This window comes from Stenotrophomonas sp. 05N37, assembly GCF_056397365.1.
This window is the reverse complement of record NZ_JBFTNG010000002.1, coordinates 78,146-104,689: the sequence shown is the minus strand read 5'-3', so window position 1 is coordinate 104,689 and position 26,544 is coordinate 78,146. Positions and strand designations below refer to the sequence as shown.

Genomic DNA, 26,544 nt, shown 5'->3' with positions numbered 1-26,544 from the left:
GGCCCCGCGGCACGGCAGGTCAGCGCCGCGAATCGCCGACCTCTTTCAGGTCCTCGCGCAGGATGCGGCGGATCTCCAGCACCGCCTGCGGCGTTTCCTGCACGCTGTGCCCGGAGATGATCACCTTCTCCGACAAGGCCCCGTCCAGGTGCGCGCTCCAGTACGGCACCAGGCCATCGTCGGACTGCTGCAGCGGCACGTCGGGTTTGCGCTGGGCGATGATCGAGTGGTACTTCAGGCCCGGCATGATCGGCAGCGCGCCCGCGGCCTTGACGAACGGATCGCTGGCCTTGAGGTTGTCGATGCTGTTGGGGATCTGCAGCTTGGTCGGCTGCGCGGACTGCGCCTCGGCCTGCTGCAAGGTCTGGAACACGTCCTCGAACTTGCCCAGCAGGGTGATCGGCAGGCGCACCAGGCGCCCGATCAGCCGCCCTACCCGGTTGCCGGCGATGTCGGTGCCCTTGTGCGGGGCGGCAATGAAGATGGCGCGCTCGACGTTGGCGTCCGCGTTGAAATGCAGCAACGGGCCCAGCTTGGCCTGCACCCGCTTCAGGCGTTCGCCCTTGAGGTCGTAGTTGGCCAGCAGGTCGTTCCAGAGCACGTCGCCGGAGGAGGTGACCAGCAGGCGGGCCAGCACGCCGCCCATGCTGTGGCCGATGAACACCCTGTCCCTGGATGCCGGCGAGGTGCCGCTGGGGTCGAAGTGCTTGAGGGTGTTGGTGAAGGCTTCGTTGATCTCGAAGCGGTTCAGCGCGATCGGCGCGTTGGTCGGGTAATAGACCTGCCAGACCTGGAAGTGCCGGCGCAGTTCCGGGTCGCCCATGATCTCGTTGGCCACGTTGACCCAGGCCTCCGGGCTGCTGCCCAGGCCGTGCAGCATGAAGATGATGCGGCGGTCCGGGTCCCAGGGCTGCATCAGGTACATGTGCGGCTCGCCGATGCCCTCGCTGAGCCCGAACAGCGTGCGCAGCGACTGCGTGGCAAAGCCGGACTGGGCCAGCCACATGCCATAGGCGGCGGTGAAATTGCCGGCCAGCGGCACCTTCTCGCCGTGCAGGTCCACGCTCTCGGTGGACTCCGGGGAGTACACGTCGAACAGCACCTGGGTGGTGTCGAGGACCTGCTGCAGGCTGTCGCCCTTGAAGCGCAGCAGCGCGGTCGCGTTGATCGCCGACATCTCGCTGTACTGCGGGATCTCGGCCTTGCTGCCGTCGGCGGCCGCCACCAGCTTGGGCGGGTCCATCACCACCACCAGCTCGGCGCCGAAGCCGTCGCGGCGGTAGGTGCTGCGCAGACCGGCGAAGCTCAGCGACGATGCCGGGACCATCCGCGTGGGAATGCTGGACATGCGCAGTTCGCCGAAGTCCGAGGTCAGCGTCCAGCGCTCGCCTTCCACCGGCGCGTTGTAGTCCTCGCCTTCCAGCGCACTCTCGCGCGCACGCTTGAACACCACCGCCGCGGTCTGCTCGGCAGCGTAGTTGTAGTAGTCGCGGACCTGGGTCTGGCGGTCTTCGAACGCACGATCGGACGCGGTGCGGCCACTGAAGAACAGGTAGGCGTAGGCATAGCGCGCGGCCTCCAGCCAGGCGTCCAGCGCGGCATCGCTCATCGGATGCTTGTCGCGGTCCTTGGGCTTGGGGCTCAGCCCCAGGGCGGTCTTGACCCACAGTTCGGACAGTGCCGACAGGCGTTGTTCCTCGGGCAACACCGCGGTGTCTTCCAGGGTCTTCTGGCAGCTCACCACGTCCTTGGCGCACAGGTCCTCGTCCAGCCCGATCACGCTCAGGGTTTCCTGCGAGGCCGCACTCAACTTGCCGGAGGTGAGCACGTCGCCGCGCTTGTTGGCCAGGTAGTCGGTGGGTGCCACCTGCTTCATGGTCACCATCGCGCAGCCGCTGGACAGCAGCAGCGACAGGGCCACTGCCAGCAGCGGCAGCATCCGGCGCCGAACGCCGTCGGTTACAGCCATCATGGAACGCGTCCTTGCTCGACGCCGGGCATGCCCTGGCGGATCAGTCGGGAGAAAGCGGGATCATCGCCGGCGGCGCGTGCGCGGTCGGTGATGCGGCCCCGCGCCTTGAGCGTGGCGAAATCCACGCCCGGCACCAGTACGCCAAGGTCGCGCGCGTACTCGGCGAAATAGCCGGAGACCAGCAGCCGGTAGTCCAGCGGCAGGCCCGGCGCGATCTGCTTGGCCAGCGCGTAGACGATGGTGGTGCAGTTGCTGCTGAGCGTGTTGTAGAACGCCGGAGCGGCGTCCAGCTTGCGCGCCTCGCCGAGGTAGGACACGAACAGGCCCTTCAGCTGTTCCCGGGTCATGCCCTGCAGGCGGTACAGGTACACATCCTCGCCGCGCACGTTGCTGCGCACGCGGATGATGTCGGTTTCCTCGGCCGCCACCAGGGTCATCTCGAACTTGCGGAAGAAGCCGCCCAGCGCGGAGAACGATTCACCGCGTTCCTTGCGGATCTCCAGCGAGAACACCAGTTGGCGGCCGTCGGCGAAGCCGAAGGACACCAGCGTGTGCGCGATCATCGGGCCCATCCAGTACGACATCACCAGGTCGGCCGAACGCAGCTGGTCCAGGTCGTAGCTGCGCCGCACCCAGCGCACGTCGTGGTCGTCCTCGCTGCGCCAGGTGAAGTCGCGCACGTTGTCCAGCACCACGTGGCGGCCGTCGAAGCTCATTACCTTCAACCGCTGCGCCACGTCGTCGGCCCAGACCCGGTCCTGGCGCGGCGTCAGCAGCAGCCACCACACCCCGCACGCCACCAGCGCGGCCACGTACACCGCGCCCGGCCAACGTCCGCCACGTGCGCGCGCCACCGCCACCAGCGCGGTCAGCGCGACGCCGGCCCACGCCACGATCGCCACCCCGCGCAGCCAGCCCGGACCTGGCAACTGGTAGGCCAGCATGCCGGTGACCCACAGCGCCGCAAGCAGCATCAGCAGCGCCAGCCCCCATCGTCCTGCCTTCTTCACGCGTCGTTCCATCGTTGGTCGGGGCGCTAGTTAGCCATAACCGGCGCATCGGGGACATGTCCGCGCGTTCAGTTTGGGCACACGGCATACTCCGGGGCCCATGGCGACGAAGGTAGGAGGGTGTGATGCAGGGTCTGCATTCGATCGGCGGCGTGCCGATCCAGCGGGAACACCTGGCGCGCTGCCACTGCGGAGCGGTGGTGCTGCGCCTGCATCTGCCGGACGGGGTGCTCTCGCCCCGGCGCTGCGACTGCTCGCTGTGCCGGCGCAGGGGCGCCATCGTCGGCTCGGCCAAGCTGGCCGACCTGGAGGTCATCCAGGGCCAGGACGTACTGCGCCTGTACCAGTTCAACACCCATGTGGCCAAGCACTGGTTCTGCGGCACCTGTGGGATCTACACCCACCACCAGCGGCGCTCGTCACCGGACGAGTACGGCTACAACCTGGGTTGCCTGGATGGGATCAATCCCTATGCGCTGGGCGAGGTGCCGGTCAACGACGGGGTCAACCACCCCGCCGACCGCACGCCCCCTCAGTGACCACGCCGCCGCGGCGGCGGTGCCACCTTCTGCCACGGCGCCATCCGGGTGCGCCCGGCGCGTAACGGGCGCTTGAACAGCGCGCGCCGTGGCGAGGCCTCCGCCGGCGGCGCAGGCGGGACGGCGGCAGCGGTACGCGTGGGCCAGAGTCGGTCGAGCAACCACATGGCAGGTCTCCGTGGGGGACGGGACCCTTACGCTACCGACGCCCCGGCATAGGCCAGGTGAGGCCGGCACGACAACCATGTGACGATCGCCCGGGGCCGCTACGCAACCGGTCGCGCCTTGCCCATGCGCCGCACCAGCACGAAGAACAGCGGCACCAGCACCACCGCCAGCACGGTGCCCGAGAGCATGCCGCCGATGACGCTCATGCCGATCTCGCGCCGGCTGACCGCGCCGGCGCCGGTGGCCAGCGCCAGCGGAATCACGCCGGCGATGAACGCCAACGAGGTCATCACGATCGGACGCAGGCGCAGCCGCGCGCCCTGCAGTGCCGCCTCCACCGCGCTGCTGCCGGCACGGTAGCGGGCCTCGGCGAACTCCACGATCAGGATCGCGTTCTTCGCCGACAGCCCGATCGTGGTCAACAGGCCCACCTGGAAATAGATGTCGTTGACGAAACCGGCCGCGGTGGTCGCCAGCACGGTGCCGATCACGCCCAGTGGAATCACCAGCAGTACCGCCACCGGCACCGTCCAGCTCTCGTAGAGCGCGGCCAGGCACAGGAAGATGAAGGCGATGGACGCCGCGTACAGCCACAGCGTCTGGTTGCTGGATAGCTGTTCCTGGTAGGACAGCCCGCTCCACTGCAGCTCGAACCCGGGCTGGTCGGCGATCAGCGCCTGCATGCGCTGCATCGCCTCGCCGGAACTGCGCCCTTCGGCGGCGCTGCCCTGGATCTCCATCGCCGGCAGCCCGTTGAAGCGCTGCTGCAACTGCGGCCCACGCGCCCAGTGGCTGCTGGCGAAACTGGCGAAGGACGCCATCTGTCCATTGCTGCCACGCACGTACCACTGGCCGATGTCATCGGGCACGCTGCGGTAGGGCTGGTCACCCTGCAGGTACACACGCTTGACCCGGCCGCGGTCGAGGAAGTCGTTGACGTAGGTGCCGCCCCAGGCCGCGGCCAGCGTGGCGTTGATGTCGCCCTGCGCCAGCCCCAACGCACTGGCCTGGGCGTGGTCGATGTCCAGGTGCAGTTCGGCCTTGTCGCCGAGTCCGTTCAAGCGCACCGAACTCAGCCCGTCGTCCTGGTTGGCCGCCTGCACCACCCGTTGCTGGGCGGCCTGCAGCGCGCCGCGCCCGGCGGCGCTGGCATCCTGCAGCCACAGCTCGAAGCCGCTGGACTGGCCCAGCCCACGCACCGCCGGCGGTGCCAGCACGTTGACCTTGGCATCGGCCAGGCCACGGAAGTGCGCGTTGGCGCGCGCGATGATCGCCGCGGCGGTGTTGTCGCCGTCGCGTTCGCCCCATGGCTTGAGTGCGAGGAAGCCCTGGCCGGCGTTCTGGCCAGTGCCGGCGTTGTTGCGGCCCACCACCACGAACACCACGTCCAGGTTCTGTTTTTCGTTGTCCATGAAGTACTGGCTGATCGCCGCGCCCAGCGCTTCGGTGCGCGCCATCGGCGTGCCTTCCGGGGTGGAAAACTGGAACATCACCTGGCCCTGGTCCTCCACCGGCAGGAAGCCGGTGGGCATGCGCGCATACAGCGCCACCATGCCCACGATCACCAGCAGGTAGAACGCCATCCAGCGTTTCGGTGCGGCCACTACGCCGCCGAGCCGCCGCTGGTAGCCTTCCTGGCTGCGTTCCACGCCGCGGTTGAACCCGGCGAAGAAACGCCCCGGCGGTTTCTGCGCCGAGGACGGCTTGAGCAGCGTGGCGCACAGCGCCGGGGTCAGGGTCAGCGCGACCAGCGCCGACAGTGCCATGGCCGAGGCGATGGTGATCGAGAACTGGCGGTAGATGATGCCGGTGGAGCCCCCGAACAACGCCATCGGCAGGAACACCGCGCCCAGCACCACGGTGATGCCGACCAGCGCGCCGGTGATCTCGCCCATCGATTTTTCGGTGGCCTCGCGCGGCGGCAGGTGTTCTTCGTGGATGATGCGCTCCACGTTCTCCACCACCACGATCGCATCGTCCACCAGCAGGCCGATCGCCAGCACCATCGCAAACAGGGTGAGCGTGTTGATGGTGAAGCCGGCCACCGCCAGCACGCCGAACGTGCCCAGCAGCACCACCGGCACGGTGATGGCCGGGATCAGCGTGGCGCGCACGTTCTGCAGGAACAGGAACATCACGATCACCACCAGCACGATCGCCTCGATGAGCGTGTGGATCACGCCCTCGATGGAGACCCGCACGAACGGCGTGCTGTCGCGCGGATAGGCCACCTGCACGCCGGGCGGGAAACCAGGACGCAGCGTCTCGATCGCCGCGCGCACCGCATCGGCGGTGTCCAGTGCGTTGGCGCCGGAGGCCAGGGTCACCGAGAAGCCCGCCGCCGGGTAGCCGTTGAGATAGCTGCTGGTCTGGTAGTTCTCCGCACCGATCTCCACCCTCGCCACGTCGGACAGGTGTACCGCCGCGCCATTGGGCAGCGTGCGCAGGATGATCGCGCGGAACTGTTCGGGGGTCTGCAACCGCGATTGCGCGGTCACCGTGGCATTGAGGCTCTGGGTGGGCGCGGCCGGCAGCGCGCCCAACTCCCCGGCGGTGACCTGGGTGTTCTGCGCTTCGATGGCGCTGCGCACATCCGAGGGCATCAGGTCGAAGGCACGCAGCTTGTGCGGGTCCAGCCAGATACGCATCGCATATTGCGCGCCGAACACGTTGATCTCGCCCACGCCGGGAATGCGGCTGATCGGGTCCTGCACGTTGCTGACCAGGAAATCGGACACGTCCACCCGTTCCATGCGCCGGCTGGTGTCATACAGCGACACCACCATCAGCGCGTCGCCCTGCGACTTGGCCACAGTGACGCCCTGCTGCTGCACTTCCTGCGGCAGGCGGTTGATCGCCTGGTTCACGCTGTTCTGCACCTGCACCTGGGCGATGTCCGGGTTGGCGCGCTGGTCGAAGGTGACGGTAATGCGCGACTGGCCCGAGGAAGAACTGGTCGAGGAGAAATACAGCAGGTGGTCGATGCCCTTGATCTGCTGCTCGATCACCTGGGTAACGCTGTCCTCCACCGTCTGCGCCGACGCGCCGGTGTAGTTGGCGGTGATGTTGACCTGCGGCGGAGCGATGTCCGGGTACTGCTCGACCGGCAGCTGGGTCACCGCGATCGCGCCGAGCGCCATGATGCAGATCGCCAGGACCCAGGCGAACACCGGGCGGTGGATGAAAAAGCGCGGCAGCATGTGTTCAGTCCTTGCCGGCGACGGCCGCGGCCGCTGGCTTCACCCGCACCGGCATGCCATCCGCCAGCCCCTGCCTGCCGGCCACCACCAGCCGCTCGCCGGCGCTGAGGCCGTCCAGCACCAGCCACTGGTTGCCCACCGCGCGCGCGGTGCTGAACGTGCGTTGCCGCGCCTTGCCGTCCTTGTCCACCACCCAGGCCTGGGCCTCGCCCTTGGGGCTGCGGTCCACCGCCGCCTGCGGCACCAGCAGTGCCTGCTGGCGGGTGCCCTGCCCGACCTGGGCGCGCACGTACATGCCGGGCAGCAGTTGCCCGTCCGGGTTCGGGAACTGCGCACGCAAGGTGATGCTGCCGGTGTCCTGCTGCACGTCGATATCCGCGAACTCCAGCGTGCCGGGCAGCGCGTAGTCGGTACCGTCGGACAATTGCAGCCGCACCGGTGCGGTGCTGGCCTGCACGCCGCCCGCGGCGATCGCCCGGCGCAGCGCCAGGTACTCGTTGCTGGACTGGGTGATATCCACGTTCATCGGATCCACCTGCTGGATCCGCGCCAGCGGCTCGGCCTGGCCGGAGGTGACCAGCGCGCCCGGCGTGAACAGCGCGCGGCCGATGCGGCCGGCGATCGGCGCGGTCACCGTGGCAAAGCCGAGCCGGGTGCGCGCGGTATCGCGGGCGGCCTGCGCCGCCTGCACCGCGGCGGCGGCCTGCTGGCCATTGGCCACCGCATCGTCCACGTCCTGGCGTGCGGCCAGTTGGTCCTTGCCCAGTGCCTGCAGGCGCTGCGCGCGCAGGCGCGCGGCCACCGCGCTGGCCTCGGCCGTCTTCAGGTTCGCCTGCGCCTCGTTCAGGGCGGCCTGGTACAGCGCCGGCTCGATCTGGAACAGCGGCTGCCCGGCCCGCACCATCTGGCCCTGCTCGAACAGGCGCGCCACCAGCACCCCATCCACCTGTGGGCGCACGTCCGATTCCTGCGAGGCGATGCTGCGCCCCGGCAATTCCTGGTCCAGCGCCAGCGGCTGGGTCTGCAGGGTCAACACCCCCACCTCCGGCGCGGCGGGCGCGGCCTTGGGGGCGTCCTTGCCGCAGCCGGCCAGCAGGCTGGCCACGGCGACCACCAGCAATGCCGCGCGGCAGGATCGGGGCAGCCGCCGGGGACGGGCGCGGGCAGGGCGAAGCGGGCGGATCATCGGGTGCGGGGTTCCAGGCGTGGGGGAGCGCTGGGGCCTGAATATAGGAGACGCGACGCGTGGAACCTGCGAAAAACGCATGAAACATTTTTCATTTGCGCTGCCCGGCCGCGGTTGCGAGGATGCGCAGGTCCCAGTATTCAAGATGGCCCATGCCGCGCGTACTCACCATCGAGGACGACCTCGTCACCGCGGAGGAAATCGCCACCGAACTGCGCAGCCACGGCTTCGAGGTGGACCTGGCCGCGGACGGCGGCACCGGGCTGGCCCTGGCGCGCGCGGGCGACTACGCGGTCATCACGCTGGACCGCATGCTGCCCGGCCTCGACGGCCTCGCCCTGGTCACCACGTTGCGTCGCGAAGGCATCACCACGCCGGTGCTGATGATCAGCGCGCTGTCGGACGTGGATGAACGCGTGCGCGGCCTGCGCGCCGGCGGCGATGACTACCTGACCAAACCGTTCGCCTCCGATGAGATGTCCGCCCGCGTGGAAGTCCTGATCCGCCGCCACGGCCAGGCCGGCGTGGTCGAGAGCGTGCTGCGGGCCGGCGACCTGGAACTGGACCTGATGACCCGCTCGGTGCGCCGCGGCGATGAGGCGATCACGCTGCTGCCAACCGAATTCAAACTGCTGGAATTCCTGGTCCGCAACGCCGGCCAGGTAGTCACCCGCAGCATGTTGTTCCAGGAAGTGTGGGGCTACCACTTCGATCCCGGCACCAATCTCATCGACGTGCATATCGGGCGGCTGCGCAAGCGCATCGACCAGCCCGGCCGACCGCAACCGATCCGCACCCTGCGCGGCACCGGCTATGTCCTCGACGCGCATGTCTGACCAGTGGCGCTCTTCCAGCAGCCGGCTGCTCGGGCTGTACTGCGTGCTGTTCGTGGCCTGGTCCAGCGTGCTGCTCGGCGTGATGTACTGGCGGGTGTCGGACTACCTCAACGACCTGTCCGAATCGGGCCTGCTGCAGCGCGCGCACCTGTTCGAGAAATTCGAAGGCCAGGCCCTGGACGATGCGCTGCGTGACAGCCTGCGCTACGACATCCACGGTGCCTACGCGTACGGCATCTTCAGTACCGGCGGCCAGCATCTGGCCGGCCCGTTGCTGGCCATCCCCGAAGAACTGCGCATCGACGGCCGCTCGCATCCGGTGGACGCCTGGACGCTCGTCGCGGGCCCGCGCGAGGAGCCCGGCCGCGCGCTCGGGGTGGAAACCCACGATGGCCGGCTGCTGGTGTTCGTCCGCCAGAGCGGCAAGCTGAGCGCGATCAACAGCATCATCCTCGACGCGCTGCTGTGGGGCGTGTGGCTCAGCGTGATCCCCGGCCTGGCCGGCTGGCACCTGCTGCGGCGCCGGCCGCTGAAACGCATCCAGCAGATCGAGGCGGCGACCAAACGGATCATCGCCGGCGACCTGGCCCAGCGTTTGCCGGTCTCGGGGCGCCCGGACGAGATCGACCGGCTCTCCAGCATCGTCAACGCCATGCTCGAACGCATCGAGCAGTTGATGACCGAGGTCAAAGGCGTGTGCGACAGCATCGCCCACGACCTGCGCACCCCGCTCACGCGGCTGCGCGCACACCTGTATCGCACCCGCGTCGCCCTGGGCGAACACGATCCGCACGCCGATCAGATCGACAAGGCGCTGCTCGAGGCCGATCTGCTGATGGCGCGCTTCACCGCGCTGCTGCGCGTGTCGGAACTGGAAAGCCATCAGCGCCGTTCGGCCTTCGTCGAGGTGGACGTGGCCGACCTGCTGCAGGAACTGCACCAGTTCTACCTGCCACTGGCCGAGGAAAAACAGCAGGTGCTGGACCTGCAGATCGCCGCGCCCCTGCCGCCGGTCAGCGGCGACCGCGAACTACTGTTCGAGGCCCTGGCCAACCTGCTGTCCAACGCGCTGCGCTTCACCCCCGAGCACGGCCGCATCCTGTTGCGCGCGGTGGAGGACGCGGGCGCTACCCGCATCGATGTCATCGACGATGGCCCCGGCATTGCGCCGCAGGACCGCGCCCTGGTCTACCAGCGCTTCTTCCGTGGCACCGACGAGACCGGACCGGGCGACGGGTTCGGCTTGGGCCTGTCGATCGTCGCCGCCATCGCCGGCCTGCACGGCTTCGGCCTGCGCACCGGCGATGCGCCCGACGGCGGCGCGTGGCTGAGCATTCGTTGCCTCGCCGACACGCTGGCTTGACCATCAGTCATCGGGTGTCGCCGCCGCAGGCATCCGCTGCCGGCCCAGCAACGCGTGGATCAGCAACGCACTGCCGGCGGTGAGCGCGGCCAAGCCCCGCAGCAGCCAGACCAGCGCGTCGCGACTGGCCTGCTGCAATACCTCCACCGGCAATCCCGGCAGCAGCACCGAGGCCTGCGCCAGCGAGCCGGTGGCCAGGTAGGCACCGGCCTTGCCCAGCGTCGCCGGCGACGCACTACTGCCCGGCGCCAACCGCTGTGCGACGAGCGTCGCCAGCAATGCCGTCACCGCTGCCAACGCGATCCCCTCGCCCGCCACCCGCACCGTGCCGAAAATGCCGGCGGCCATGCCAGCGCGCTGTACCGGCACCACGCTCACCGACAACCCGTCCATCAAGCCCCAGGGCAGCGCGGTGCCGGCGCCGATCAGCAGCAGTGCCGGCCACCACTGCGTGGGGGCCACCTGCAGGGCGCGTTGCGACAACAGATACAGGCCCACCGCGCACACCGCCAGACCCAGCGTGCACAGCCGTGCCGCCCCCAGGCGTCGCGCCCATCCCGCCGCCAGCATGGGCAACACCAGCATCGGCGCGGACAACGCCAGCATCTGCAGGCCCACCTGCAGCGGCGACTGCGCCTGCACGCCCAGCAGGTGCAGCGGCACTACCACCAGCAGCACCACGTAACCGAAGCAGGTCGCCACCGGCAGCAACTGCACGCCGAGGAAGCCGCGTTGCGCGAACAACGACAGGTCCAGCAGCGGTTGGCGCTGGCGGCGCTCTATCCGCACGAACAGGACCAGCAGCAGCGCCGTGGCCAGCAACGCGCCCACCACGGCTGGCGAGCGCAGCCCATGTTCGCCCAGCAACAACAAGGCCACGGTCAGCGCCGCCAGCATCAGGCTGAAACTGATCATGCCGGCCACATCCAGGCGTACGTACTCGCCCCGGCTCTCGTCCAGATGGCGCCAGGCCAGCGCCCATGCCGCCAACGCGAGCACCCCGCCCGAGGCAAACACGCTGCGCCAGCCCAGCGCCTGCAGCAGCATCCCGGCCAGCAGCGGCCCCAATGCCAGGCCGACACCAAACATCGTGCCCATCAGCGCAAACACCCGCGTCCGCGCGTGCCCAGCGAAGCGCTGCGCCAGTGCCGCGCCGCCGGACGACAGCGCAGCGGCGGCCGCCACGCCCTGCGCGCCACGCGCAAGATCCAGCCCGCGCAGATCCACCGCCAGGCACACCGCCAGCGTGGCCAGTACGACACCACCGCTGCCGCACAGAAACAGGCGACGACGCCCGAGCCGGTCCGCCAGGCCACCGGCGGCCAGCAGCAGGCTGCCAAAGCTGAGCAGGAAGGCATTGGTCACCCACGCCAGCGCAGCGGGTGACCCCTGGAAGCGGTCGCCCAATGCCGGCACCGCCACCGCACCGGCGGAAAAAGAAAGCGGCAGGGCCAGCGCCGCCAGGCATACGGCCAGCACGCCCCAACGCGGATCGCGCCGGGACGGCTCAAGGGTAAACAGGCACATGGGATCGTCCAACGAAGTCGAGCATTGACGATAGAGGCGCTGCTATCTGCGATAAACCGCGCCAGATGCGTTTGATTACGGACACTTCTTCCGTAATGATCCCGGCATGGACTCGATCACTGCCCTGCTCGCCTTCGTCCGTACCGCCGAGGCCGCCAGCTTCGTAGGTGCCGCCCGCAGCCTGGGCCTGTCGCCCTCCACCGTTGGCAAGCGCGTGGCCCGGCTCGAACAGGACCTCGGCGTGCGCCTGTTCCAGCGCACCACCCGGCGCGTGCGCCTCACCGACGAGGGCGAAGTGCTGCTGCAGCGGTGCAAGCGCGCGCTGGACGAACTGTCCGAAGCACGCGCCGACCTCAGCCAGCGCCAACAGTCGCCCAGCGGCTTGCTGCGGGTGGGCCTGCCGACCATCGGCTACCGCTTCCTGCTGCCACTGCTGCCGCTGTTCCGGCAACGCTACCCCGGCGTGCAACTGGAGCTGGATTTCAACGACCGGCTGGTCGACGTGGTCAGCGAAGGGCTGGACGTGGTGATCCGCAGCGGCGAGCTGGCCGACTCCAGCCTGATGGCACGCCGGCTCGGCCCGTTCCACTTCGTGCTGTGCGCAGCGCCCGTGCATCTGCATGCGCACGGTCGACCGGCCACGCTGTTGCAGCTGGCCACCCAACCTGCGGTGCGCTTCCGCTTCCCCACCACCGGCAAGCTGCAGGCCTGGTCGCTGCCCGGGCATGACGGCGACGCCGGCGCCGCGTTGGACACGGTGATGACCTGCAACAACATGGAGGCGCTGCTGGCCGCGGCGATCGGCGGCATGGGCGTGGCATGGATGCCCGACTTCCTCGCCGCCGACGCACTGGCCGATGGCCGCCTGCAGGAACTGCTGCCCGATCAACCACGCCAGCCGGGCCAGTTCTCGCTGCTGTGGCCGGGCAACCGCCAGCCAAACGCACGGTTGCGGGTGTTCATCGATTTCATGGCCGAGCAGCTGTTTGCCGCCCCTGCCGCCCCTGCCGCGCCACCGCAGCGCCGCAGCCGCAGCCGCCGCTGACCGCTCCGGCCGCATCACGTACCATCGCCCGCATCCCCGCCAGCCCTGCGCCAGCCCCATGCAACGTGCCACCCTCAAAACCTGGTTCCTCGTCCACAAGTGGACCAGCCTGGTCTGCACCCTGTTCCTGCTGCTGTTGTGCCTGACCGGGCTGCCGCTGGTATTCGGCGAAGAGATCGCCCACCTGGCCGAACCGCACGTGGATGCAGCGGCCAGCGATGCACCACCGCGCGACCTCGACGCGCAGGTCCGCACCGCCGTGGCGCAGTACCCCGGCAACGTGCCGCTGTTCGTCGGTTGGGACCCGGATGCACCCACCGTATACGTCAATACCGGCGCACGCGCCGACACCCCGCCGCCGCAGATGCAGACCGCGCTGCTGCATGCGATCACCGGTGAGGTCGTGCCGGCCGCGCAGTTCAACGAAGGGGTGATGTACTTCCTGTACCGCCTGCACACCGACCTGTTCCTGGGGCTGCCCGGCATGCTGTTCATGGGCGCGATGGGGCTGCTGTTCGCCGTGGCGATCATCTCCGGGCTGGTGCTGTACGGCCCCTTCATGCGCAAGCAGCCGTTCGGGACGCTGCGCACCGGGCGCAGCCGCCGGCTGGCATGGCTGGACCTGCACAACGTGCTCGGCGTGGTCACCCTCGGCTGGGCGCTGGTGGTGGGCATCACCGGCGCCATCAACACCATCGCCAAACCGCTCGAACAGGCGTGGCAGGGTCAGCAGCTGGGCGAGTTCGCCGCCCGCTACGCCGGCCAGCCGCGGCCCACCACGCTGGCGTCGCTGCAGGCCGCGGTGGAGACCGCGCGAGCCGCCGAACCGGGCATGCGCCCGGCCTTTGTCAGCTTCCCGGGGACCGGCTACAGCGGCGACCATCACTATGGCGTGTTCATGCAGGGCACTACCGCGCTGACCGAGCGCCTGTATCGCCCGGTGCTGATCGACGCGCAGACCGGCGCGCTCACCGCGCAACCGCAGTTGCCGCTCTACATGAGCGTGCTGCTGCTCAGCCAGCCGCTGCATTTCGGCGACTACGGCGCGCTGCCGCTGAAGATCCTGTGGGCACTGCTCGACCTGCTCACCATCGCCGTCCTGGTCAGCGGCCTGTATCTGTGGGTCAAGCGCGGCAGCACCGAGGCGCGCGTATCCGAGATCGAGCGTGCCGCGCAGACCGGAGCCGTCGCATGAGCGCACCCGCTCCCCGCAGCCCGTTCGTCGCGCCGGCCTGGATCGCCGCGGCGAGCGTGCTCGGCCTGGTCAGTGCCCTGGTCGGCGACGGCGTGTTCAATGTGGTGTCCTGGCTGGTGTTCGCCGGTTTGATCGGGCTGGTGCTGCGCGCGTGGGTGAAGCGCACGCGCTGACCGGCTGACAGCCGGCGCACTGCACGCACGTGCACATGCAGTGCATCGCGCCACCGCTAGCATCGTGGGCCTGTTTCCGCGTAGGACGTGACCCATGTCGCTGCTGCCAGGCCCGCGTTTCCTCAACACCGTGCTGCTCGGTGGCGGCACCGCGCAGAAATTGCGCGCCGCCGCCGCGGCGGGCTTCGCCCAGGTGGAACTGTGGCGCGAGGACGTGCAGGCTGCCTCGCCGGAGGCCGTGCGCACCGTGCTCGACACCACCGGCCTGCAGCTGACCGATCTGCAGGTCCTGCTGGATTTCGACGGCGCACCGGGCGCCCTCCGCGAGGCCAAGCGCACCGAAGCACGCGCGCTGCTCGACATGGCCGTCGCCGTCGGCGCCGGCACCGTGCTGGTGCCTGCCAGCACCGACCCGGCCTGCGAGACGCAGCAGGTGACGGCGGACCTGCGCTGGCTGTGCGCACGGGCCGCCGACCGTGGCCTGCGCATCGCCTACGAAGGCATGGCGTGGAGCCACCTGCATTCCACCGTGCCGTCGGCCTGGCAACAGATCCAGGCGGTGGCCGCCGACAACCTGGACCTGGTCGTGGATGCCTTCCATCTGTTCGCCGCCGGCCGATCGGTGGACGACCTGCAGGGCATCCCCGCCGACAGGATCGCCCTGGTGCAGCTGTCCGACGTCACCGCACAACCGCAGCCGGGCGCAGTGAAGCAGCAGGCGCGGCATGCACGTTGCCTGCCGGGCACCGGCATCTGGCCACTGGCGACGCTGGTGCAGCGGCTTGCCAGCATCGGCTATGTCGGCCCGATCGGGCTGGAAGTATTCAATGACACGCTCAACGCGCACGATCCAGTCGGCGTGGCCGAGCAGGCGATGACGGCGTTGGAGGCCGTCCTGGATGAGCGGCGGGCATGAGCCGGAACGGGGGGGGTGCCCGCTCGCGGCGTTCTACGACGACCTCAGCCACCCCGCCCCCACCCTGGGCGTGCGGGCCAGGCTGCTGCGGCGTGGATCAGGCCGGCGCCACCGCCGTGTGCAGGAACTGCTGCAATGCCGGCGTGATCGGCCCGTTGCGGGTGCACAACTGCAGTGCGAAGCCGCTGTCCTCGCCCTGCAGCGGCTGGTAGACGATCTCGTCGCTGCGGAAACCCTGCATGCTGGCCGGCACGATCGCGATGCCCGCTTCCACCGCCACCAGCGACAGCACCGCATGCATGCCGTGCGCCTCCTGCACCACCCGCGGAACAACGCCGGCCACGGCGCACAGCCGCATCACCTGGGCGTGGAAGCCCTGCCCCTCGCGTGCCGGCCACAGCACGAAGGGCTCGCCCGCCAGCGCGGACAGCGCAACCGGCGCGCGCTGCGCCAGGCGGTGTGTACGCGGCAGGGCGATGGCCAGATGGTCGACATCGAACGCCTGCAGGTGCATGTCGCCGGCGTCGACCACCGGCGGAATCACCACGCCCACGTCCAGGCGCTGCTCGCGCAGCATCGTGACCTGCGCTGACGAGGTCGCTTCGATCAGCTCCAGCCGCACCTGCGGGTGACTGCCCCGGAACGCGCGGATCACCTGCGGCAGGCGCCCGTACAACGCACTGCCCACGTACCCCAGCCGCACGCTGCCGGTGCGTCCTGTCGCGGCGTCGCGGGTCGCAGCCAGCGCGTGGTCGGCCTGCTGCAGGGTGAGCCGCGCCTCGGCCAACAGCACCGCGCCGGCAGCGGTGAGCCCCAACGTGCGGTTGCCGCGCTCGATCAACGCGCTGCCGATGTGTTCTTCCAGCTTGCGGATCGCCGCGGTCAGCGGCGGCTGCGACATGTGCAGGCGTGCGGCGGCGCGATGGAAGTGCAGTTCCTCGGCGACGGCGACGAACTGGCGAAGTTGGCGGAGATCGACCATCGAAGGTGCCACGGCAAAAAGCAGTGCCCAGCGTAACCGCTCCGGCTCAGCGCAGCTCGACGGCCGCCTGGGCCGCGCGGGCCCACTGCGCGGCGACCTCCTCCACGCTGGCCGCCTGCACCGCGCGCAGGTCCCGCGGATACGTCACGCCCTCGGCTTCCACGCTGCGCGTGGCGTGGAACTGGCCATTGCTGGCGCGCAGGATCCAGCCGCCGTCCATGCAGGCGGCCGACACCAGGAACGCGACGCCCGGCGCCACCGCGTCCGGGTGCAGCTCATCCGGCTCGCCTTCCACGCCCCACATGCGGGTCTTGGCCACCGGCGACACCGCATTGACCACGATCCCGTGTGGCGCCCCCTCGGCGGCAAGCACGTTGACGATGCCCACCGCCGCCAGCTTGGCGGCGGCATACGCGGCCAGCCCCTTCTGCACGTACTGCGGGTACAGCGCGCGATCGGAGGTGGTCAGCACGATGCGTCCGTAGCGCGCATCCTGCATCGACGTCCACGCAGCCTGCGCCAGCCACAGCGGCGCCTTCGCGGCAATCGCCATCATCGCGTCGAAGCGGTCTTCTTCCAGCGCATCGATCGGTTGGTACTCGACCCAACCGGCGTTGTGGATGATGAAGTCCAGGCGACCGAAGCGCTGCAGGACATCGGCGACCAGTGACCGGCAATGGGTGCGCGTGTCGATCGGCCAGTGCGCCGGATGCACCGCCAGGCCCTGCGCAGCCAGGTCGGCAACGACGCCCGCGATCCGCTGTGAATCGCCGCCACGGCCATCCACGCCCGCACCGACGTCGTGCATCACCACCTGCGCGCCACGTCGTGCCAGCAAGCGACTGTAAGCCAGGCCCAGGCCACCGGCAGCGCCGGTGACCAGACCGACCTGGCCGGTGAAAGAGAGGGGGTCGTGTCGATCCATGCAGGCAGCATGCAGCGCAGGCAGCGCGCCGGGCCAATACCGATGGTGTGCCGCTGCGATACGTTGCGGGTATCGCGCGCCGTCCGCCGCTACAGCGGCAACCGGTTGGCCACGAAATTGACCACGTTCCCCATCGCATCCGGGTCCACGTTGCTCAGGCCCACCAGCACATAGCCCTGTTCCGGCATCACGTAGAACACCGCGTTGGCACCGGGAGCGCCGCCCTCATGCCCATACAACCGGGCATCGCCCTGTCCGCGCACCATGAAGCCATGGCCGTACCAGGCGTTGTGGTTCTGTGGCGAAGTGGCCATGGCCAGCGATGCCGGCGAGAGCAGCTTGCCCGTACGCAGCGCTTCGCCGAACTTCAGCAGGTCGTCGACCGTGCTATAGCCGCCACCGGCCGACGTGCCCCGCCAGGGCAGCGATGCCTTCTCAAGCGTCCAGCGGCCATCGACGCGGGTGTAAGGCCTGGCCCGGTTGGCAACGGACGTGGATTCCGGCGCCGAGCCGGTCGAGCGCATGCCGGCCACGCGGTAGATATGTTCATCGACATAGTCGTAGTACGACTGGCCCGAGATCGCCTCGATGACGCTGCCCAGCAGCACGAACGCGTAGTTGGAATACTGGTCGCGCTCGCCCGGCGCGAAGGCCAGGGGTTCTGCGCCGAATACCGCCCAGTAGTCCTGGAGCGTGCGCAGGCTGTCGACGTGTTCGGTCGCCTTGTCACCAAAAATGTCGCCAAGGCCGCTGGTGTGGGTCAGCATCTGCCGGAGCGTCACCGACGCGGCCACGGTCGGGTTCGGGTACGCCGGCAGATGCTTGGCGAGCGTATCGTCCAGGGACAATCTGCCGGCGTCCTGCAGCTGCAGAATGGCCACGGCAGTGAACATCTTGTTCAACGACGCCAGCCGGAACCGCGTGTTCCGGTCCACCGCCACGCGGTGCTCGCGATCGGCAAGCCCGCCGTGCCATGCCATGCGGATTTCCCCGCCCTGGGCCACCAGGAATGCGCCGCCCAGATCGTTGGAGCTCTGCAATGCCTGCAGGCGCGTGCGCGCTTCAGCGAGCACATCGGTCAAGGCCATGCGTGCAGGCTGGTACTTCGCGGGCGTTTCTGCGCCCTCGAACACAAACTCGGCCGCGCCCGTGTCCGGATTCAGGGTCGTGGTCACCCGCATCGCGCGATCATTGGCGGCCGGCAGCACCAGCACCTGCGCCTTGGCAGCGGTGGTCGCGACGACCTCCAGCACCGCCAGGCGGCCCGTCTCCTCGCGGAACTCAAGATCGCCCTGCGTGTCCGGGCGCATTCCGTACCGCGCGCGGAACGCCGTCAGCGCGTCACGGTCAGCGTCATTGAACGCAGCCAGCCACGCCTTCAGGGCCTGTTCGGCGGCATCCGGCGCCAGTGGCGTTGCGGCGTGCGCATTGACCGGGAAGCACATCAATGCGAGTACAAAAAATGTCAGACGACGCATGCAATCCACCGTAGCCAGTGTGAAAGGGGGCGTGGCCGCATGGCCGACCACGGTCCGGTCGAGCCGCAGCGTCCTAGAGGCGCGCCGGCTCCACCACCACGGCCGTGCCATAGCACAGCACCTCGGTCAGCCCGGTCATGACATCGGTGGCGTCGTAACGCATGCCGATGATCGCGTTGGCGCCGAGCAGCCGCGCATGCTTGGCCATGTCGCGGTAGGTCTCTTCGCGGGCCTGCTCGCACAGCTCGGTGTAGATGGTGATGTTGCCGCCGAAGAGGGTCTGCAGCCCGCCCAGCAGGTTGCCGACGATCGAACGCGAGCGCACGGTGATGCCACGCACCACGCCCAGGCTGCGCACCACCCGGTAGCCGGGCAGTTCGAAAGCGGTGGTAACCATCGCATCGTCGAGGCGGATGGCGGCGCTGGCACGGGGACTGCTGTTGTAGGGGTCTGCCATGGGTGGCCTCGCGGTCAGTGGAGGGAAGACGCAGCGCGCGGCGCGCCGCGCCAGAGTCGCCAGGTGATGGCCAACACGCACGCCCACAGCGCGGCGCAGCCGAGAATGACGACCAGCCGGAACCCCAACTCCCCACTCTCCAGGCTCGGCCAGAACCGCCAGGTGTCCACGCACGCGACATACACCCCGGTGAGCAGCACCGGCAGGCCGACGAGGATGCCCATCACCCTCGCCCAGCCGTGCCGCCGGAAGACCAGCAGCAGCGCCATCACCGCCGCGGCCACCACCAGCAGCGGCAAGCCGACGAACACGGTCAGCATGCCGGGGAAATCGCGGGCCATCGCCGGCAGGGGGGCCAGCAGCAGGAGTGGCAGCAGCCAGCACCTTCGCTTGAAACGCGTCTCCATGCCCGTCCCCGTCGCCTCCCTGTCGTGCGCCGAGCATAGCCGGTCGACGTCATTCCCGCGCAAGCCGCACCACCTGGTAGACAGCCACGTTGTGCTCGGCCAGCGCGCGCACGACCTCGGGGATCAACTGCATCGGCAGGTCCACCTCATAGCCATGCGCGCTGCAGCGCACCGCTGCCGGTTCAAACTCGAACGCGGGATGATCCTCGCTGCGCTGCACCAGGAAGGCGACGAGCGCATCACGTGCCACATGCTGCCACTCGCCCACTTCGAAGTAGACCGGGTACAGCGCATCGCTGTAATCGGCGGGCGTGCCCAGGGTGGGATCGGTTGCGTCGGGGTCCATGCGGTGCTCCTGGGGCGGTGTCAGGAAGGCGGCGGAGAGGGCCGCATGCACACGATAGCCCGGCCCTGAGCCCGGGCATCCACAAAATCGGCAATGCGCGCCCTGCACGGCCGGCACCCGCTGCTATGCGTGCGCGGCCGCCTTGCGCATGTGCTCGGCCAGCTCGCGCTCGATGGCGGCGCGGCTGACCGTGGACGGCAGGAACAAGGGAATCACGTCGCCCGCGAGGGTGGTGATCTCCAACGCCGCATCGCCCTCGACCGTCGTGAAGCGATGGCTGCCGATGGCCCCCCCAGGGAATCAGCAACATGTCCTCAGCCTTGAACACGATGATGCCGTGGGGTGCATAGTCGATTCGGCGTGGGCTCAGCCAGGTCACCAGTCGCACGAACAGGGCCAGCACGGCGGAGAATACCGGCACGATCCACGACACCGTCGTCAGGTTCTCCCACCACCCGGCCGCATCCTTGCCCCAGCTGGCCATGATGAACACCACAGCGAACGCGCCGAACAACCCGAGGAACGTCGTGCGTACCGGTTTGCCCAGCGGATCGAATCGCGCCTGGTGCCGGAGCGAGACGCCCCAGGGTTCACGCCATTTCATGCGATGCCCAACATCCTGTCAGCCAAGGGCGCGAGCGGCCCGTCCGCATCGATGTTAATGCGGGCAGGAAGGCGGCAACAAGCCGGCGTGGCCGCGGGCGCGCGAGCCGTACGCACCGGGCAGCCCACCCGAACCCGCTCGGGGAACGGCGGGCAACAAAAAAGCCGACCCAAGGGCCGGCTTCTTCATGTTGCAGTGTGGTGGGCGGTGCAGGGTTCGAACCTGCGACCCTTGCCGTGTGAAGGCAATGCTCTACCGCTGAGCTAACCGCCCGATGCTGCTGAGCCGCTCATTATAGGGCGGCAAATTTCGACGTCAACGGTTTTCCGTAAATTTCTTCACATCGTATGCGTGGGCTTGTCCGCGCTCAGGATGCCGGCCAGCAGCGTCTCGATCTTGTTGCGCACGTTCTCGCCTTCCGCGCCTTCCGCCAGCTGTACGCCGATGCCTGCCGCACGGTTGCCCTGCGCCCCGGCCGGTGTCACCCAGATTACCTTGCCGGCCACCGGCAGGCGCTCGCTGGAGTCCGGCAGGGTCAGCAGCAGGAACACCTCGTCGCCCAGGAAGTAACGCTTGGGCGTAGGTACGAAGACCCCGCCGTTCTTCACGAACGGCATGTACGCGCTGTACAGCGCGGCCTTGTCCTTGACCGCCAGCGACAGGATGCCCTGGCGGGCGTTGGTGGCACTCATGCTCTATTCCCCTTTGCTTGCCGCTCGTTGACCTTGTTCCAGGCCAACAACAATTCCACCACCGCAAGGTCGGCGCGCACGGTGGTGCGCAGCAGATCGCGGGTACGGTTGGCGGCGTCGAACCACGCCGCCAGCTTGTTCAATCGATCCGGATCGGTCAAGCCACCGCCGGTGGCCTGGGCCAGCGCCAGGTCGGCGGCATGGCGCAGGCGCAGCGCGGTGTTGTCATCGCCGGCCCAGCGCTGGGCCAGCTCCACCGCACCGGCGCGCCCGGCGACCAGCGCCTCCAGGTCGGTGGCCACCTGCCTGCGCAGGGCCAGGCCATCCTCGCGCAGCCACTCGTCGGCCAGCCCCGGGTGGCCGCGGGCGGCGTCCAGCGCCTCGCGCGCAGCGGCTTCGGCGTGGCCCTGGGCCTGCAGCCAGGCCAGCGCTTCCTCGCGCGGCGGCAGCTTGAATTCCAGGCGCTGGCAGCGGCTGCGCACGGTCGCCGGCAGGCGCGCCGGGTCGCTGCTGATCAGCCACAGGTAACGCCCCGGCTGCGGCTCTTCCAGGGTCTTGAGCAGCGCGTTGCAGGCGGCGCGGTTGATCGCATCGGCCGGGTCGACGATCACCACCTGGGCGATGCCGTATTGCGGGGTCAGCGAGAGCTTCTGCGAGATCTCGCGGACCTGCTCGATCACGATCTCGGTGCGCAGCTTGTCGACGGACTTGTTGGGGATGAACGAGATCAGCTGCAGGTCCGGATGGGTCCCGGCCGCGATCAGCTGCGCACTGCGCTGCGCCGCGGCCGGCTCGCCCCGGCACAGGATGTGCTGGGCCATGCGCAGCGCCACCGCGCGCTTGCCCAGCCCGGCCGGGCCGCAGATCAGCAGGCCGTGGCCCAGCCGTCCGGCATCCAGCGCCGCCACGGTCTGGTCGTAGGCGCGCTGCTGCCAGGGGGAAAAGGTCTCGCTCATCTCAGCTCTCCTGTGCCAGCCAGGCGTCCACCGCCGCCACCACCGCCGCAGCGACGCCGGCCTGGTCCTGGCTGGCGTCGATGAGACGGAAGCGGCCGGGGTCTTCGCCAACGCGCTGGCGGAACACCGCGCGTACCCGCTGGAAGAAATCGTCCTGTTCGCTCTCGATGCGGTCCGGCCACATATCGCGGCCGTTGGCGCGGGCCCGGCCCACGGCCACGTCCACGTCCAGCAGCAGGGTCAGGCCCGGCAGCAGGCCCACGGCGCGGCGCTCCAGGTCGGCGATCCACGCCGGGTCCAGGCCGCGTCCACCGCCCTGGTAGGCATAGCTGGAATCGGTGAAGCGGTCGCTGATGACGTACGCCCCGCGGCGCAGCGCCGGCTGGATGACCTGGCGCACGTGCTGGGCGCGCGCGGCAAACACCAGCAGCAGCTCGGCCTCCGCCGACAGCGGCTCGGCGGCAATCTCCGCGTCGGGCTTGAGCACCAGCGCGCGGATGCGCTCGGCCAGCGGCGTGCCGCCCGGCTCGCGGGTCAACACCACGTCATTGCCGCGCGCACGCAGCGCATCGCGCAGCGCGTTGATTGCCGTGGTCTTGCCCGCGCCCTCGCCGCCTTCCAGGCTGACAAAACGCGGGTGGCGCACCAGCGATGCGGTCATTGCGGTGCCGCCTGGCTGCGCTGCTGGCGCAGCTGCTGCAGGTAGCGCGCCACCGCGGCGTTGTGCTCGGTGTAATTGGCCGAGAACACGTGCGCGCCACTGCCATCGCCCACCGCCACGAAGTACAGCGCATCGCCGCCGGCCGGCTGCGCGGCGGCGTGCAGCGCGTCGCGGCCGGGCATGGCGATCGGGGTCGGGGTCAGGCCGGCGCGGGTGTAGGTGTTGTAGGGCGTATCGGTGGTGAGGTCGCGCTTGCGGATGTTGCCGTCGTAGCTGCTGCCGATGCCGTAGATCACGGTCGGGTCGGTCTGCAGGCGCATGCCGATGTTCAACCGGCGTACGAACACGCCGGCAATCTGCGGGCGCTCGCTGGGCAACGCGGTTTCCTTCTCGATGATCGAGGCCAACGTCAGCAGTTCATACGGCGAATTCAACGGCAGGTTGTCGGCGCGGCTGTCCCAGGCCGCGGCCAGTTCCTTTTCCATCGCCGCGTGCGCGCGCTTGAGCACGTCCACGTCGCTGTCGCCACGCTGGTAGACATAGGTCTCGGGCAGGAAACGGCCTTCGGGATGCTCGCCGGGGAAACCGATCGCCTTCATCAGCGCGGCGTCGTCCAGGGCGTCGGTGGTGTGCACCAGCGGCTCGGCACGCTTGAGCGCGGCGCGCAGCTGGCGGATGTTCCAGCCCTCCACGATGGTCACGCGGTGCTGCAGCACCCGGCCCTGGCGCATGCGCAGCAGCAGCTGGCGCGGGGTCAGGCGGGCATCCAGCGCGTACTCGCCCACCTTGAGCTTGCCGGCGGCATCCAGCTGGCGCGCCAGCAGCTGCCACTGGGTGGCGCTGCCCTCGTCCACGCCGGCGGCGCGCAGCTTGCCGAGCACCGTGTTCAGGCCATCGCCGGGGGCGATCACCATGCTGGGCTGGTCCGGGGTCAACGGCGCATCGGCGAACCCGCTCTGGCTGTGCCAGAACCACGCCCCTGCCGCAGCCAGCAGCAATGCCCCCAACAGCAGCACCGCCAGCACGGCCAGACATCCCCGTTTCGCACCCGCCATGGTCACCTCGAATGGTTTTCGCCGCCGCGCAGCATACCGCGCGGCCGCTGCACGCGGCCAAACGGTTCAGTCATGCCGGCCCAGCGCACGCATCAGGCCGCGTGCCTTGGCCCGGGTTTCGTCCAGTTCCTTGTCCGCGTCCGAATCCACCACGATGCCCGCCCCGGTACGGAAGGCCGCGTTGTCGGCGACCACCTCGGCGGTGCGGATGAGGATGTTCAGGTCCAGGTCGCCATCGCGGTTCAGCCAGCCGAACGCGCCGGTATAGGCACCGCGCGCGGTCTGCTCCAGCTCGGCGATGATCTGCATGCAGCGCACCTTGGGGCAACCGGTGATGGTGCCCCCGGGGAAGGTCGCGGCGATCACCTGGCCGGGGCTGACGCCCGCGCGCAGGCGGCCGCGCACGTTGCTCACGATGTGGTGCACGTGGGCGTAGCTTTCCACTGTCATCAGCTCATCCACCTCCACGCTGCCCGGCGTGCAGATGCGGCCCAGGTCGTTGCGTTCCAGGTCGATCAGCATCACGTGTTCGGCGCGCTCCTTGGGATGGCCGACCAGCTCCTGGATGCGCGCGGCATCGTCGTCGCCGGCAAAGCGCGGGCGGGTGCCGGCGATCGGGCGGGTCTGCACGTCATCGCCATGCACCGAGACCAACCGCTCCGGCGAGGAGCTCACCACCGCCCTGCCCTGCGCCATGAACAGCCCGGCGAACGGCGCCGGGTTGGCCACCCGCAGCTGCGCGTACAGCGCCTGCGGCGCCAGCGTGGCAGCGAACTGCGCGCTCCAGCGTCGCGACAGGTTCACCTGGAACACATCGCCGGCGCGCAGGTAGTCGATCACCTTGCCGACGCCATCGGTGAAGCGCGTCGGTGCGTCCTCGCCCACCGCCACCGGCGCCTGCCAGGCCGGCAGCGGCGGCAGCGCACTGGCGGCGTCCAGGTCGGCCAGCAGCACCGGCAGCAGCCCGGCGTGGTCGGTCTCGCACACGGCGTGGTACTGGCCGAGCACGCGGTCGTGCAGCACGGCCGCCGGGCAGCGCAGCGCCAGCGCGGACGGCAGGCCATCGGCACGCGGCGGCAGCTGCAGCACGGTCTCGATCTGTCCGGCCAGTTCGTAGTCCAGCATCAGCGCCCAGCCGCCGCGGAACGGCAGCTGGGTCTCTTCGCGCGGCAGGCGCAGCGCGGCCCAGTGCGCGTCCAGCACGTCCAGGAAACGCCCGGCGTGCGCGTGGCCGTCGGCATCGCGGACCACGCCATCGGCGTGCAGCGCCAGCGCCTGGCCATTGCCCATCAGCAGCAGGTCCCAGCGGCCCTGGGCGGTGCCCGAGGCGGTGGACTCCATCAGCAGCGGATAACGCGCGGGATCCACCCGCTGCAGGGCGAGCAGGTCGGTGGTGGCGGGCAACGGATGGATCAGGAGCATGGCAGGACACCAGGGAGTGCGCGGGGGCCAGATACACCAAGGCCGCCATGATGGCGGCCCGGGCGCGGTTGCGGCAGCGGTGGAATCAGATGCGCTTGAACACCAGCGTGCCGTTGGTGCCGCCAAAGCCGAAGCCGTTGGACATCACCACGTCCACCTTGGCCTGGCGGGCTTCGTTGGGCACGTAGTCCAGGTCGCAGCCTTCGCCCGGCTGGTGCAGGTTGATGGTCGGCGGGATCACGTTGTCACGCAGCGCCAGCACCGAGAAGATGGCTTCCACGCCGCCGGCCGCGCCGAGCAGGTGGCCGGTCATCGACTTGGTCGAGCTGACCATCATCGTGTAGGCGTGTTCGCCGAAGGCGGTCTTCATCGCCATGGTCTCGCCGAGGTCGCCAAGCGGGGTCGAGGTGCCATGCGCGTTGAGGTAACCGACCTGGTCCGGCGTGACGCCGGCGTCCTTCAACGCCATGGTCATGCAGCGGGCAGCGCCTTCGCCGTTCTCGCTGGGCGCGGTCATGTGGTACGCATCGGAACTGGCGCCGAAGCCGGCCAGCTCGCAGTAGATCTTCGCGCCACGCGCCTTGGCGTGCTCGTATTCTTCGAGGATCAGGATGCCGGCGCCGTCGCCCAGCACGAAGCCGTCGCGGTCCTTGTCCCACGGGCGCGAGGCTTCCGCCGGTGCGTCGTTGCGGGTGGACATGGCCTTCATGGCGCAGAAGCCGCCCAGTGCGGTCGGCGAGGAGCCGCGCTCGGCACCGCCCACCACCATCACGTCCGCATCGCCGTACTGGATCATGCGCATGGCGGTGCCGATGGAATGGTTGGAGGTGGCACAGGCGGACACCGCCGAGAACGACGGGCCCTTCAAGCCGGTGATGATGCTCAACTGGCCCGGGAGCATGTTGATGATGGTCTTGGGCACGTAGAAGGGCGAGATCTTCTTGCCCTCGTGGAACTCGATGGTCTGTTCCTCGATGCCCAGCAGGCCGCCGATGCCGGCGCCGACGATGGCACCCACGCGCTCGGCGTTGCCATCGGTGATCTCCAGGCCCGAATCATTCAAGGCCATGAAGGCGGCACCGAGGCCGTAATGGATGAACGGGTCCATCTTCTTGGCGTCCTTGCCCGTGACCCTGAATTTGCCGAACTGCTCGTTGTCGGCGGTGATGTCGAAGTCCTTGACCTCACCTGCGATCTTGGTGGTGAAACGGTCCAGGTAGGATTGCGAAACGTTGGTCAGCGGACCGATGCCGGAACGGCCTTCGGTGATGCCCTTCCAACTGGTGGCCATATCATTGCCCAACGGCGAGACCATGCCCATGCCGGTAACGACGACGCGACGCTTCATTGCAGATTCTCCTGACCCGGGTGTTGCGGGTATGACGCGGTGTAACGCTCAAATGCACGGGGCCGCAAGCGCGGCCCCATG

General features: G+C 69.2%; 24 protein-coding genes and 1 tRNA gene. 7 read left to right on the top strand and 18 right to left on the bottom strand.

Going from position 1 to position 26,544, the window contains the following annotated elements:
* Positions 1-19 precede the first annotated feature (19 nt).
* Positions 20-1,972, bottom strand: a complete 1,953-nt coding sequence (locus AC1DGC_RS07060; protein ID WP_478047517.1) for an esterase/lipase family protein — start codon at positions 1,970-1,972, stop codon at positions 20-22.
* Positions 1,969-2,946: an Lnb N-terminal periplasmic domain-containing protein gene (locus AC1DGC_RS07055; RefSeq protein WP_478047798.1), complete on the bottom strand. Its 978-nt coding sequence runs from the start codon at positions 2,944-2,946 to the stop codon at positions 1,969-1,971. Before AC1DGC_RS07055 ends, AC1DGC_RS07060 begins: the two co-directional genes overlap by 4 nt.
* A 161-nt stretch (positions 2,947-3,107) precedes the next feature.
* On the opposite strand from AC1DGC_RS07055, the gene AC1DGC_RS07050 reads away from it, so the two are divergent.
* Positions 3,108-3,521 (top strand): GFA family protein, encoded by a 414-nt coding sequence (locus tag AC1DGC_RS07050; protein WP_259203601.1) that lies wholly within the window; start codon positions 3,108-3,110, stop codon positions 3,519-3,521.
* 266 nt (positions 3,522-3,787) lie between these two features.
* Here AC1DGC_RS07050 and AC1DGC_RS07045 read toward each other — a convergent pair whose 3' ends face one another.
* Both AC1DGC_RS07045 and AC1DGC_RS07040 read right to left on the bottom strand, forming a co-directional pair.
* On the bottom strand, positions 3,788-6,889 hold the full coding sequence (locus AC1DGC_RS07045) for an efflux RND transporter permease subunit (RefSeq protein WP_478047516.1): 3,102 nt from the start codon (positions 6,887-6,889) through the stop codon (positions 3,788-3,790).
* Between the two features lie 4 nt (positions 6,890-6,893).
* Positions 6,894-8,075 carry an efflux RND transporter periplasmic adaptor subunit gene (locus AC1DGC_RS07040; RefSeq protein WP_478047515.1) on the bottom strand — a complete coding sequence of 394 codons (1,182 nt, stop codon included), beginning with the start codon at positions 8,073-8,075 and terminating at the stop codon, positions 6,894-6,896.
* Positions 8,076-8,227: 152 nt separating this feature from the next.
* Between AC1DGC_RS07040 and AC1DGC_RS07035 the strand changes: the two genes are divergently transcribed.
* Both AC1DGC_RS07035 and AC1DGC_RS07030 read left to right on the top strand, forming a co-directional pair.
* Entirely contained in the window at positions 8,228-8,911 is a 684-nt protein-coding gene (locus tag AC1DGC_RS07035) for a response regulator transcription factor (protein ID WP_259203597.1), read from the top strand.
* Complete coding sequence (locus AC1DGC_RS07030) at positions 8,904-10,274, top strand: sensor histidine kinase (RefSeq protein WP_394163918.1); 1,371 nt, start codon at positions 8,904-8,906, stop codon at positions 10,272-10,274. The genes AC1DGC_RS07035 and AC1DGC_RS07030 overlap by 8 nt, the downstream gene beginning before the upstream one ends.
* Positions 10,275-10,277: 3 nt before the next feature.
* Here AC1DGC_RS07030 and AC1DGC_RS07025 read toward each other — a convergent pair whose 3' ends face one another.
* Complete coding sequence (locus AC1DGC_RS07025) at positions 10,278-11,801, bottom strand: MFS transporter (RefSeq protein ID WP_478047514.1); 1,524 nt, start codon at positions 11,799-11,801, stop codon at positions 10,278-10,280.
* Positions 11,802-11,907: 106 nt separating this feature from the next.
* Here AC1DGC_RS07025 and AC1DGC_RS07020 point away from each other — a divergent pair, with 106 nt between their 5' ends.
* The 4 genes from AC1DGC_RS07020 to AC1DGC_RS07005 all read left to right on the top strand — a co-directional run bounded on the left by AC1DGC_RS07020 (position 11,908) and on the right by AC1DGC_RS07005 (position 15,130).
* Positions 11,908-12,846, top strand: coding sequence for a LysR substrate-binding domain-containing protein (locus AC1DGC_RS07020; protein WP_478047513.1), 939 nt, complete (start codon positions 11,908-11,910; stop codon positions 12,844-12,846).
* A gap of 58 nt (positions 12,847-12,904) precedes the next feature.
* Positions 12,905-14,041 (top strand): PepSY-associated TM helix domain-containing protein, encoded by a 1,137-nt coding sequence (locus AC1DGC_RS07015; RefSeq protein ID WP_259203591.1) that lies wholly within the window; start codon positions 12,905-12,907, stop codon positions 14,039-14,041.
* Positions 14,038-14,214, top strand: a complete 177-nt coding sequence (locus AC1DGC_RS07010) for a hypothetical protein (RefSeq protein ID WP_259203590.1) — start codon at positions 14,038-14,040, stop codon at positions 14,212-14,214. Before AC1DGC_RS07015 ends, AC1DGC_RS07010 begins: the two co-directional genes overlap by 4 nt.
* A 94-nt stretch (positions 14,215-14,308) precedes the next feature.
* Positions 14,309-15,130, top strand: a complete 822-nt coding sequence (locus AC1DGC_RS07005; RefSeq protein WP_478047512.1) for a sugar phosphate isomerase/epimerase family protein — start codon at positions 14,309-14,311, stop codon at positions 15,128-15,130.
* A gap of 97 nt (positions 15,131-15,227) precedes the next feature.
* On the opposite strand, the gene AC1DGC_RS07000 is transcribed toward AC1DGC_RS07005, so the two are convergent.
* The 13 genes from AC1DGC_RS07000 to fabF all read right to left on the bottom strand — a co-directional run bounded on the left by AC1DGC_RS07000 (position 15,228) and on the right by fabF (position 26,463).
* On the bottom strand, positions 15,228-16,112 hold the full coding sequence (locus AC1DGC_RS07000; protein ID WP_449335694.1) for a LysR family transcriptional regulator: 885 nt from the start codon (positions 16,110-16,112) through the stop codon (positions 15,228-15,230).
* Between the two features lie 46 nt (positions 16,113-16,158).
* Positions 16,159-17,037 carry an SDR family NAD(P)-dependent oxidoreductase gene (locus AC1DGC_RS06995; RefSeq protein WP_478047511.1) on the bottom strand — a complete coding sequence of 293 codons (879 nt, stop codon included), beginning with the start codon at positions 17,035-17,037 and terminating at the stop codon, positions 16,159-16,161.
* 89 nt (positions 17,038-17,126) lie between these two features.
* Positions 17,127-18,626: a serine hydrolase domain-containing protein gene (locus tag AC1DGC_RS06990; RefSeq protein WP_478047510.1), complete on the bottom strand. Its 1,500-nt coding sequence runs from the start codon at positions 18,624-18,626 to the stop codon at positions 17,127-17,129.
* Complete coding sequence (locus AC1DGC_RS06985) at positions 18,589-18,972, bottom strand: YbjQ family protein (RefSeq protein WP_478047509.1); 384 nt, start codon at positions 18,970-18,972, stop codon at positions 18,589-18,591. Before AC1DGC_RS06985 ends, AC1DGC_RS06990 begins: the two co-directional genes overlap by 38 nt.
* 14 nt (positions 18,973-18,986) lie before the next feature.
* Positions 18,987-19,379: a hypothetical protein gene (locus AC1DGC_RS06980; RefSeq protein WP_449335697.1), complete on the bottom strand. Its 393-nt coding sequence runs from the start codon at positions 19,377-19,379 to the stop codon at positions 18,987-18,989.
* A 49-nt stretch (positions 19,380-19,428) separates the two neighbouring features.
* A complete protein-coding gene (locus AC1DGC_RS06975) occupies positions 19,429-19,725 on the bottom strand; it encodes a hypothetical protein (RefSeq protein WP_259203583.1) in 297 nt (98 codons plus the stop codon).
* A gap of 802 nt (positions 19,726-20,527) precedes the next feature.
* Positions 20,528-20,602, bottom strand: a tRNA-Val gene (locus tag AC1DGC_RS06970).
* 65 nt (positions 20,603-20,667) lie between these two features.
* Entirely contained in the window at positions 20,668-21,021 is a 354-nt protein-coding gene (locus tag AC1DGC_RS06965) for a PilZ domain-containing protein (RefSeq protein ID WP_259203574.1), read from the bottom strand.
* Positions 21,018-21,977, bottom strand: a complete 960-nt coding sequence (locus tag AC1DGC_RS06960) for a DNA polymerase III subunit delta' (RefSeq protein ID WP_478047508.1) — start codon at positions 21,975-21,977, stop codon at positions 21,018-21,020. Before AC1DGC_RS06960 ends, AC1DGC_RS06965 begins: the two co-directional genes overlap by 4 nt.
* A gap of 1 nt (position 21,978) precedes the next feature.
* Positions 21,979-22,638, bottom strand: a complete 660-nt coding sequence (gene tmk, locus AC1DGC_RS06955; RefSeq protein WP_478047507.1) for a dTMP kinase — start codon at positions 22,636-22,638, stop codon at positions 21,979-21,981.
* Positions 22,635-23,693 carry an endolytic transglycosylase MltG gene (gene mltG / locus AC1DGC_RS06950; protein ID WP_478047506.1) on the bottom strand — a complete coding sequence of 353 codons (1,059 nt, stop codon included), beginning with the start codon at positions 23,691-23,693 and terminating at the stop codon, positions 22,635-22,637. The genes tmk and mltG overlap by 4 nt, the downstream gene beginning before the upstream one ends.
* 66 nt (positions 23,694-23,759) lie before the next feature.
* Positions 23,760-25,115 carry an aminodeoxychorismate synthase component I gene (locus AC1DGC_RS06945; protein ID WP_478047505.1) on the bottom strand — a complete coding sequence of 452 codons (1,356 nt, stop codon included), beginning with the start codon at positions 25,113-25,115 and terminating at the stop codon, positions 23,760-23,762.
* 85 nt (positions 25,116-25,200) lie between these two features.
* Positions 25,201-26,463 (bottom strand): beta-ketoacyl-ACP synthase II, encoded by a 1,263-nt coding sequence (gene fabF / locus AC1DGC_RS06940; protein WP_259203566.1) that lies wholly within the window; start codon positions 26,461-26,463, stop codon positions 25,201-25,203.
* Positions 26,464-26,544 lie beyond the last annotated feature (81 nt).

Coding starts and splice junctions, on each gene's coding strand:
- AC1DGC_RS07060 (WP_478047517.1), bottom strand. CDS start 1,972: ATGATGGCTGTAACCGACGGCGTTCGGCGCCGGATGCTGCCGCTGCTG.
- AC1DGC_RS07055 (WP_478047798.1), bottom strand. CDS start 2,946: ATGCTGCTTGCGGCGCTGTGGGTCACCGGCATGCTGGCCTACCAGTTG.
- AC1DGC_RS07050 (WP_259203601.1), top strand. CDS start 3,108: ATGCAGGGTCTGCATTCGATCGGCGGCGTGCCGATCCAGCGGGAACAC.
- AC1DGC_RS07045 (WP_478047516.1), bottom strand. CDS start 6,889: ATGCTGCCGCGCTTTTTCATCCACCGCCCGGTGTTCGCCTGGGTCCTG.
- AC1DGC_RS07040 (WP_478047515.1), bottom strand. CDS start 8,075: ATGATCCGCCCGCTTCGCCCTGCCCGCGCCCGTCCCCGGCGGCTGCCC.
- AC1DGC_RS07035 (WP_259203597.1), top strand. CDS start 8,228: ATGCCGCGCGTACTCACCATCGAGGACGACCTCGTCACCGCGGAGGAA.
- AC1DGC_RS07030 (WP_394163918.1), top strand. CDS start 8,904: ATGTCTGACCAGTGGCGCTCTTCCAGCAGCCGGCTGCTCGGGCTGTAC.
- AC1DGC_RS07025 (WP_478047514.1), bottom strand. CDS start 11,801: ATGTGCCTGTTTACCCTTGAGCCGTCCCGGCGCGATCCGCGTTGGGGC.
- AC1DGC_RS07020 (WP_478047513.1), top strand. CDS start 11,908: ATGGACTCGATCACTGCCCTGCTCGCCTTCGTCCGTACCGCCGAGGCC.
- AC1DGC_RS07015 (WP_259203591.1), top strand. CDS start 12,905: ATGCAACGTGCCACCCTCAAAACCTGGTTCCTCGTCCACAAGTGGACC.
- AC1DGC_RS07010 (WP_259203590.1), top strand. CDS start 14,038: ATGAGCGCACCCGCTCCCCGCAGCCCGTTCGTCGCGCCGGCCTGGATC.
- AC1DGC_RS07005 (WP_478047512.1), top strand. CDS start 14,309: ATGTCGCTGCTGCCAGGCCCGCGTTTCCTCAACACCGTGCTGCTCGGT.
- AC1DGC_RS07000 (WP_449335694.1), bottom strand. CDS start 16,112: ATGGTCGATCTCCGCCAACTTCGCCAGTTCGTCGCCGTCGCCGAGGAA.
- AC1DGC_RS06995 (WP_478047511.1), bottom strand. CDS start 17,037: ATGGATCGACACGACCCCCTCTCTTTCACCGGCCAGGTCGGTCTGGTC.
- AC1DGC_RS06990 (WP_478047510.1), bottom strand. CDS start 18,626: ATGGCACGGCCGTGGTGGTGGAGCCGGCGCGCCTCTAGGACGCTGCGG.
- AC1DGC_RS06985 (WP_478047509.1), bottom strand. CDS start 18,972: ATGGCAGACCCCTACAACAGCAGTCCCCGTGCCAGCGCCGCCATCCGC.
- AC1DGC_RS06980 (WP_449335697.1), bottom strand. CDS start 19,379: ATGGAGACGCGTTTCAAGCGAAGGTGCTGGCTGCTGCCACTCCTGCTG.
- AC1DGC_RS06975 (WP_259203583.1), bottom strand. CDS start 19,725: ATGGACCCCGACGCAACCGATCCCACCCTGGGCACGCCCGCCGATTAC.
- AC1DGC_RS06965 (WP_259203574.1), bottom strand. CDS start 21,021: ATGAGTGCCACCAACGCCCGCCAGGGCATCCTGTCGCTGGCGGTCAAG.
- AC1DGC_RS06960 (WP_478047508.1), bottom strand. CDS start 21,977: ATGAGCGAGACCTTTTCCCCCTGGCAGCAGCGCGCCTACGACCAGACC.
- tmk (WP_478047507.1), bottom strand. CDS start 22,638: ATGACCGCATCGCTGGTGCGCCACCCGCGTTTTGTCAGCCTGGAAGGC.
- mltG (WP_478047506.1), bottom strand. CDS start 23,693: ATGGCGGGTGCGAAACGGGGATGTCTGGCCGTGCTGGCGGTGCTGCTG.
- AC1DGC_RS06945 (WP_478047505.1), bottom strand. CDS start 25,115: ATGCTCCTGATCCATCCGTTGCCCGCCACCACCGACCTGCTCGCCCTG.
- fabF (WP_259203566.1), bottom strand. CDS start 26,463: ATGAAGCGTCGCGTCGTCGTTACCGGCATGGGCATGGTCTCGCCGTTG.